This window comes from Variovorax sp. GW460-12-1-14-LB1 (genome assembly GCF_059423605.1).
Window position 1 is genome coordinate 1 of record NZ_JBWKYF010000133.1, and the last position, 7,512, is coordinate 7,512.

The 7,512-nt window shown below is 68.0% G+C and carries 7 protein-coding genes and 1 tRNA gene; 2 read left to right on the forward strand and 6 right to left on the reverse strand.

Annotated elements, in window-relative coordinates:
- Positions 1 to 98 precede the first annotated feature (98 nt).
- On the reverse strand, positions 99 to 1,100 hold the full coding sequence (locus AC07Y4_RS32230; RefSeq protein WP_487846868.1) for a GlxA family transcriptional regulator: 1,002 nt from the start codon (positions 1,098 to 1,100) through the stop codon (positions 99 to 101).
- A gap of 213 nt (positions 1,101 to 1,313) precedes the next feature.
- Between AC07Y4_RS32230 and AC07Y4_RS32235 the strand changes: the two genes are divergently transcribed.
- Together AC07Y4_RS32235 and AC07Y4_RS32240 are read left to right on the forward strand one after the other, a co-directional pair.
- On the forward strand, positions 1,314 to 3,233 hold the full coding sequence (locus tag AC07Y4_RS32235; protein ID WP_487846867.1) for an amidohydrolase: 1,920 nt from the start codon (positions 1,314 to 1,316) through the stop codon (positions 3,231 to 3,233).
- Complete coding sequence (locus tag AC07Y4_RS32240) at positions 3,230 to 3,616, forward strand: YybH family protein (RefSeq protein WP_487846866.1); 387 nt, start codon at positions 3,230 to 3,232, stop codon at positions 3,614 to 3,616. The genes AC07Y4_RS32235 and AC07Y4_RS32240 overlap by 4 nt, the downstream gene beginning before the upstream one ends.
- Before the next feature lie 76 nt (positions 3,617 to 3,692).
- On the opposite strand, the gene AC07Y4_RS32245 is transcribed toward AC07Y4_RS32240, so the two are convergent.
- From AC07Y4_RS32245 to tolB, 5 genes are all read right to left on the reverse strand, one after another.
- A tRNA-Lys gene (locus AC07Y4_RS32245) sits at positions 3,693 to 3,768 on the reverse strand.
- A gap of 51 nt (positions 3,769 to 3,819) precedes the next feature.
- Positions 3,820 to 4,638 carry a tRNA threonylcarbamoyladenosine dehydratase gene (locus AC07Y4_RS32250; RefSeq protein WP_235926844.1) on the reverse strand — a complete coding sequence of 273 codons (819 nt, stop codon included), beginning with the start codon at positions 4,636 to 4,638 and terminating at the stop codon, positions 3,820 to 3,822.
- Positions 4,639 to 4,701: 63 nt separating this feature from the next.
- Positions 4,702 to 5,454 carry a tol-pal system protein YbgF gene (ybgF, locus tag AC07Y4_RS32255; protein WP_062470144.1) on the reverse strand — a complete coding sequence of 251 codons (753 nt, stop codon included), beginning with the start codon at positions 5,452 to 5,454 and terminating at the stop codon, positions 4,702 to 4,704.
- Positions 5,454 to 5,972 carry a peptidoglycan-associated lipoprotein Pal gene (gene pal / locus AC07Y4_RS32260; RefSeq protein ID WP_062470142.1) on the reverse strand — a complete coding sequence of 173 codons (519 nt, stop codon included), beginning with the start codon at positions 5,970 to 5,972 and terminating at the stop codon, positions 5,454 to 5,456. The genes ybgF and pal overlap by 1 nt, the downstream gene beginning before the upstream one ends.
- Before the next feature lie 36 nt (positions 5,973 to 6,008).
- Positions 6,009 to 7,325 carry a Tol-Pal system beta propeller repeat protein TolB gene (gene tolB, locus AC07Y4_RS32265; RefSeq protein ID WP_095745431.1) on the reverse strand — a complete coding sequence of 439 codons (1,317 nt, stop codon included), beginning with the start codon at positions 7,323 to 7,325 and terminating at the stop codon, positions 6,009 to 6,011.
- Positions 7,326 to 7,512 lie beyond the last annotated feature (187 nt).

The window sequence follows — 7,512 nt, forward strand, 5'->3', positions numbered from 1 at the left end:
TGCCCGCGCTTGCAAGGCTTCAGCCTTGCTGCGCACGGGCGCCTTGCAGCCAGCCCCTTTGCCAGCCAACGCGACGCCAGAAATAGGGTGAACAGGCCCTAGTTGAGCGCAGCAGCGGTTCCGACAGCTTCCGAGTGCCGGTAGCTGTCCGGCCCGACGCCCAGCACGCGCACGAACGAGCGCCGCATGTTCTGCTCGTCTCCGAATCCGCAGTCGCGCGCGATCTTCTTCAGGCTCAGCGCCGGCTCGGCGAGCGAGCGCAATGCGGCCTCGATGCGGAAGGCCTCGATCGTCTTGGCCGGCGTGCGGCCGACCTGCTCGGTGTAGCGGCGCGCAAAGGTGCGAGGCGCCATGCCCACGCAGTCGGCCAGCGTTTCCACGCTCAGCTCGTCGGCCAGGTGCTCCATGAGCCATGCGTGCAGCTTGCTGAAGCCGCGGTCGCCGGCGATCTGCGACGACAGCGCCGCTGAGAACTGGGACTGATGGCCCGGGCGCTTGAGAAAAGTCACGAAGGAGCGCGCGGCTTCCATCGCGATCTCGTAGCCGTGGTCTTCCTCGAGCACGGCCAGCGCAAGGTCGAGCCCGGCGGTGAAGCCCGCCGACGTCCACAGTTCGCCATCGCGCGAGTAGATGTGGTCGGCCTCGATGCGGCCCTGCGGATAGCGCTCGGCCATCACCCGGGCAGCCTGCCAGTGCGTGGTGACCCGCTTGTTCATGAGCAAGCCCGCTTCCGCCAGCAGGAAGGTGCCGGTGCAGATGCCGCAGATGCGGGGCACCTGGCGGCCTTCGCGCGCCAGCCACGCCACCAGGTCGGCGGGAATCGGCGGGTCCGCGGGCGGCCCGCCGCCGGGCACGACCAGGGTGCCGATGCGCTCAGTGGCGATCTGCGACAAGGGCTCGGTGGCCATGCAGATGCCCGATGACGTGCGGATCGGCTGGCCACCGATGGATGCGATCGCGATGCGGTAGCCCAGCGTGGCGCTGCCGAGAAAGTAGCGCGTCGCCATGGCGAAGACATCGGCGGTGCCGGTGATGTCGGAGGCCGTCACCTCGTCGAACGCGAGGATCACCACGAGGTGGCTGTCGGCGGGGTGTGTCATCGAGGTGCTCCAGGGAGCGCAGCGCCGATCGGAGGGGCGGGGCCGCGCGTGCTTTCGGATCGTACGTGCTGCCCCGCGGGAACGCGAGAAGGGCAGGCCCCGGCCTGCCGTCGCGTGTGGTCGATGGCCGGAATTGACAGCAGTTTGTCTGTGCGCGGGCGCCCCGCCTCTCTACGCTGGCCGTCCGTCATCCCGTGAGAGTGAGCCCGCTTCATGACCGCCCTTCATCCGCACGCCGCACTGCCGGTGGCCATGCCACCCCTGCCGGCGCCCTCGCCCGCGAAGAAGAACAGTGCGCACTACCGCTGCGCCTGCTGCATCCCGCGCGCGGCGTTTCTTCAGCTGCTCCACGACGTGCACCGCGCAGCGCACGATGCCGACTGGCGACAGCCCGCACCGCTCACCCGACCGATGCTGTGGACGTGCATGGCCGCTGCCTGGCAGGCGCAACCGCTGGGCCTCTCGGGCGCGGCTTTGCCGGCCGCTGGCAGCGACGGTGCGGCACCGCTCGTTCGAAGGCGCGGTGGCCCTTCCAAGGCGCCAGGGGGCGCCGAGCGCGTGCTGTCCGGCGGGCGCATCTTCACGGCCGACCGCACGCATCCGTGGTGCGAGGCGCTCGCCATCGACGAAGGCCGCATCGTCGCCACCGGCACGCGCGCCGAGATCGAGGCCTGGATCGGCGAACGCACCGAAGTCATCGAGCTGCAGGGGCGCCTGGTGATTCCCGGTTTCAACGATGCGCACATGCACCACACGCCCGACCCCGCGGGCATCCGGCTGCCGGTCGATCCGGTCGTGGACCCCGGCTTCGCGCAGGTGGCACCGATGATCGAGGAGGCTGTCGCAGGCTCGCCGGCGGGCACCTGGATCTACGGGGTGATGGGCATCGGGCTGTCGATCGACCGCTCGGTGACGCGCGACGCGCTCGACGCGCTGGCGCCCCGGCACCCGGTCATCCTGCTGGGCATGACCAACCACACCAACGTGGTGAACAGCGCCGCGTTGCAACGGCTGGGCATCTCGGACGACGAGCCCGATCCGCTGGGCGGCACCTACGAACGCGTGGCGGGCACCCGGCGGTTGTCGGGGCGCATTAACGAGTACGCGCAATGGGCGCCGCAGCGCACCTTCGCGTCCATGGCCACGCGCGACGAGGGCGTGGACAGCCTTCGCGCGCTGGCGGCCGATTGCGTGCGCTGGGGCATCACCACCTTGCAGAACATGTCGTGGACGCCCGCGGCCCGTTACGTCGAGATGCTGAAGGCCGCCGACCTGCCGATCAAGGTGCGGGTGATCCGCTTTCCGCCGTCGGGGCCGCAGGGGCGCCTGGTGAGCGAAGGCCGGGAGCTGCCGCGCCAGGTCGCTCCGCGCATCCGCGTGGACGGCACCAAATGGATTCTCGACGGCACGCCCGTCGAACGGGCCTCGGCCATCGGCCGTGCCTACGGCGACGATCCGACGACCCAGGGGCGCGAGAACTTTGCGGCATCCGACGTGCGCGAGATGCTGCGCGAAAGCATCGCCGCGCGCGAACCGCTGCTGCTGCACGCGATCGGCGCGCAGACGCTGGAGACGGTGCTCGCATGCGCGGAGTCCTTCGGCCCCGATGTGGACTGGCGCGACCCCGGCCTGCGCATCGAGCATGCCGACGGCATCACGCCCGCGCAGATCGACCGCACGAAAGCTCTGGGCGTGACGGTGGTGCAGAACCCTTCGCACTTCCTGTTCGGCGATCTGTATTCAGCGCGCTTCGGTGCCGACACGCCCTTTGCGGCTTTCCGCTCGCTATTCGGCGCCGGCATTCCGGTGGCCCTGGGCTCCGACGGGCCGCTGAACCCCTTCCTCGGCCTGTATGCCGCCGTGGTGCATCCGGCCAGGCCCGACGAGGCTGCCAGCATGGAAGACGCCCTGAGGGCCTACACGCACGGCGGCGCGGTGGCCGAAGGGCTGGGTGAGCACAAGGGCCGCCTGGTGCCCGGCGCCTGCGCCGATCTGGCCGTGCTGTCCCAGGACCTGTTCTCGATCGCGCCGTCGGAGATTCCGGCGACCCACAGCCTCCTGACGCTGGTCGACGGCCACGTCGTCCACGAACACGTCTTCACTCCCGCTTCTTCAACCACGGAAACACCATGACCTTGATTCAACAGATCCAGCAGCAAGAGGACGCGCTGGCCCGCGCCATCGCCAGCCGGCGCCTTCCCGACGCCCTGGCGCTCTACACGCAGGATGCGCAACTCCTGCCCGAGGACGCGCCCACCTTCAAGGGCCATGAAGAGATTGCGCGCTTCTTCGAAGGCGTCTTCGCCCAGGGCATCGTGGCCGCGAGCTTCGTCTCGCTCGATGTCGAGGGGAACGAGCACGAGGCCTCGGAGGTCGGCGCGTATGAGCTCCAGGCGGCGACGCCGGAGGGCACGAAGGTCACGGCAGACAGCGGACGCTACCTCGTGCTGTGGCGCAAGGTGGAAGGCCGCTGGCTGATTCACCGGGACATGATCAACCACGGCCCCCAGGGGTGATCGTGCGTGGGGGCGCGCGCCGCCCATAAAAAAATCCTCAGGTGCTTGCAGCACATGAGGATTGATTGGGGGGTTCTGGTAGGACGTACTGGATTCGAACCAGTGACCAACGGATTAAAAGTCCGCTGCTCTACCAACTGAGCTAACGTCCCGGAACCATTTTTCTTGCTTCTTGCCGACGTTGAATCCAGCAAAGCCTTGGATTATAGCGTGGTGTTTCTCGCAATTTCGTCGAGCACCCACCCTGCCGCACATTGTCCGAAGGTGGCGGTCACGCTGACCACCGATCCGTAGCCGTGGCAGTTGAGCGAACCGTCGCCCGCATCGATCTGGCAGGACGCATCGGGCGGTGCCACGCTCTCGCGGCTGAACACGCAGGCCAGGCCGATCTTGCGGCCTTCGCGCGGCGCGCCGTGCAGCTTGCGCAGCCGCTGGCGAAGCTGGGCCAGCAGCGGGTCGTGGGTGACGAGCGACAGGTCGTCGATGTCGACCTTGTGCGCCTGCCGCTTGCCACCCGCCGCACCGACCGTGATGAATGCGGTGCTGCGCGACACGGTGCGCGCCCAGGCGGCCATGGCGAGCTTGGCCTTCACCTGGTCGCAGGCGTCGATGACGGCATGGACCGGCCCGTGGGCGGCCTGCGCGGTCTCGAGCAGCGAAGCCCAGTTGTCGGGCTCGACGAACTCGTCGATGGCGAGCACCTGGCAGTCGGGGTTGATCTGCGCGATGCGCTCGCGCATGGCCTCGACCTTGGCCTGCCCGACGGTCGAGTCGAGCGCGTGGATCTGGCGGTTGATGTTCGACTCCGACACGTGGTCGAGGTCGATGAGCGTCAGTCGCCCCACCCCGCTGCGTGCCAGCGCCTCGACCGCCCACGAGCCCACGCCGCCGATGCCGACGACGAGTACATGCGCGTGACGGATGCGCGCGGCACCGGCCACGCCGTACAGGCGCTCGAGTCCGCCGAAGCGGCGTGCAAAGTCAGGCGCCGCGGTGTCGGTGAGGACATCCGCGGCGGCCATGGGGAGCGAGGAGGCTTCGGGTGAAGCGCTCAAGCGGAAAGCTCCGCCGAAACGGTCATTGCATCAACGCAGGCGCGACAGACGCTCGCGGCCGGCCTGTGCGGCTTCCGACTGCGGGTAGGCCTTGGTCAGGTCTTCCAGCGTGCGGCGTGCGGCGCGCGTGTCCTTCAGTTCGATCTGGCAGTTCGCGATCGACAGCACGGCTTCGGGCGCCTTGGCATGGTCGGGCGCGAGCGAGAGCATCGAGCGGAAATTGGCGATGGCTTCGTTGTAGTTGCGCGTGGCGTACTGCGCATTGCCGAGCCAGAACAGCGCGGACGCGTTGTAGCCGCTTTGCGGGTAGCGCTTCACGAACTCGGCGAAGGCGGTCTGGGCCTGTGCGAACTGGCCCGAGCGGAAGACGCCCAGGGCGGCTTCGAAGTCGGCCTTTTCCTTCGGATCGGCGTTGAACTCGCGGCCGTCGATCGAGACCTTGGAGGGCTCGTTCTGCTTGAGCTTGTCGTCGATGGTGGTCTGGCGCGACTGCATCTCGCTCAGCGTGCGCGTGAGCTGCTCGTTCTGGCCGGTCATGCGTGCCAGTTCACCGCGCATCTGCTCGATCTGGCTTTGCAGGTCGAGCAGGCTGCGACGCAGCTGGCCGTTTTCGTCGGCCAGGCGCTGGTCGGTCTGCTGGCGCATGGCTTCGACGCGCTGGCGCAGATCGAGGATGGCGCGGCGCGCCTCGTCGTCCTCGAACAGCGCAGCCTGCGAGCCGGCCGACGCGCAGAACAAGGCGGCGGCGAGGGCCGCGCCTCGCCACAGGGCACGTGGTTGCATCACCGGGTGTAGCGGATTTCAGCGCGGCGGTTCTGCGCCCACACTTCTTCGCCCGAGCCTTGGGCTGCGGGCTTTTCCTTGCCGAAGCTCACGGCTTCGATCTGGCTGTCGTTCACGCCCAGCAGCGTGAGCGCACGGCGCACGGCTTCGGAACGCTTCTGGCCGAGGGCCAGGTTGTACTCGCGGCCGCCGCGCTCGTCGGTGTGGCCTTCGATCGAGATGCGACGTTGCGTGGCGCCCTTGAGGAAGCGTGCATGGCCGTCGATCACCGACTGGAACTCGGGCTTGACCGTGTAGCTGTCGTAGTCGAAGTACACGATGCGTGCCACGCCGACCGGACCTTGCGCCGTGTTGGCGTTGGGGTCGATGGTCACCGGGGCCACGGCGGTTGCGCCGCCTTGCTGGCCGCCGGCCGTGCCGCTGCGGTCGGTGACCGGCGTTTCGTTGAGCTTGGTGCCCGACGAGCAACCGGCGATGAGCGCCACGATGGCGAGCGAATAGATCGTACGTTTCAACATTTGCGAACTCCTCAAGTAAATTTATCTGGTCAATGCTTATTGCTTTTGAAACGGACCCCAGTCCGGTTCACGGATGTCTCCCGCCTGGCCCGCGAGGCGGGCCTTGATCTTTCCGTCCAGCGTGGTCGTCATGAGCGCCTCGCGACCCTGCAGGTGCGTGGCATAGACGATCAGCTTGCTGTTGGGTGCGAAGCTCGGGCTCTCGTCGGCCGTGGTGTCGGTGATCGCGGCGACATTGCCGCTGGCCAACTCCATCACGTGGAGTTTGAACGCACCGCCGACCCGCGAGATGTAGGCCAACCACCGGCCATCGCCGCTGACAGATGGAGAAATGTTGTAGGTGCCGCTGAAGGTGACCCGCGTCGGGTTGCCCCCGCTGGCGCTCATCTTGTAGATCTGGGGCGCGCCGCCGCGGTCGCTCACGAAGTAGATCGTGCTGCCGTCGGCCGAGTACACCGGCTCGGTGTCGATGCTCGAGCTCTGGGTGAGGCGGCGCGGTTCGCCGCCGCTGGCCGGGATGGTGTACAGCTGCGAGCCGCCATCGCGGCTGAGCGTGACGGCCAGCGAGCCGCCGTCGGGCGCCCAGGCCGGGGCGCTGTTGGAGCCCTTGAAGTTGGCGAGCAACCGGCGCTGGCCGCTGGCCACGTTGTGCACGTAGACCACGGGCTTGCGCGACTCGAAGGACACATACGCCAGCTGCTGGCCGTTGGACGACCAGCAGGGCGAGATGATCGGCTCGGGGCTGGCGAGCGCCGCCTGTGCGTTCTCGCCGTCGGCGTCGGCCACCCACAGCGAGTAGCGGCTGCCGCCCTTGGTGACGTAGGCGATACGGGTCGAGAAGATGCCCTTCTCGCCGGTCAGCTTCTCGTACACGTAGTCGGCGATGCGGTGGGCCGCCAGGCGCAGGTCGCCCTGCGGCACGGTGTAGCTCTGGCCGCCGAGGTCGCGGTCTTTCACGACGTCCCACAGGCGGAAGCGCACGTCGTAGCGGCCGTCGCCAAGCCGGCTCACGCTGCCCACCACGAGCGAGTCGGCGGTGCGCTGGCGCCACAGGGCGAGGTCGGGGCGCGAGGACTCGTCGAGCGCCTGGCCCGAGGCATCGACGCCGCGGAACTGGCCGCTGCGTTCGAGGTCGGCCTGGACGATGTCGGAAATCTTCTGGGGCGAGGCGTCCTGCCCCCGGAAAGGCACGAGCGCGATCGGCAACTGCGTCAGCCCCACGCCCGACACCTCGACCCGGAACTGGGCCATGGCGGGAAGCATGGGAGAGGCAGCAAGGGCCGCGATGAGGCTGCGGCGTGCAATCAACGATGAAGAAGGAGTTGGGGAAAGATCTGGCAACGGCTTGTTCATGCGGTTCGGAGAGGTTTCCGGGTAAAAAGTTTCTCCCCGGCGTTTCACGGGCCACATGTTACACACTGGTTTGGACACGCCGTCACAAAACGTTTATCCGGCGAAATGGTCCTACAGGCCTCTCGAAAGGCGGCCGGAGCCGCCCCGTAAAATCCGCCGCCATATGCAAGCATCCCCCGGCAGCGAG

Excerpts from the sequence above, each read along its gene's own strand:
- AC07Y4_RS32230 (WP_487846868.1), bottom strand. The coding sequence starts at position 1,100 with ATGACACACCCCGCCGACAGCCACCTCGTGGTGATCCTCGCGTTCGAC.
- AC07Y4_RS32235 (WP_487846867.1), top strand. The coding sequence starts at position 1,314 with ATGACCGCCCTTCATCCGCACGCCGCACTGCCGGTGGCCATGCCACCC.
- AC07Y4_RS32240 (WP_487846866.1), top strand. The coding sequence starts at position 3,230 with ATGACCTTGATTCAACAGATCCAGCAGCAAGAGGACGCGCTGGCCCGC.
- AC07Y4_RS32250 (WP_235926844.1), bottom strand. The coding sequence starts at position 4,638 with ATGGCCGCCGCGGATGTCCTCACCGACACCGCGGCGCCTGACTTTGCA.
- ybgF (WP_062470144.1), bottom strand. The coding sequence starts at position 5,454 with ATGCAACCACGTGCCCTGTGGCGAGGCGCGGCCCTCGCCGCCGCCTTG.
- pal (WP_062470142.1), bottom strand. The coding sequence starts at position 5,972 with ATGTTGAAACGTACGATCTATTCGCTCGCCATCGTGGCGCTCATCGCC.
- tolB (WP_095745431.1), bottom strand. The coding sequence starts at position 7,325 with ATGAACAAGCCGTTGCCAGATCTTTCCCCAACTCCTTCTTCATCGTTG.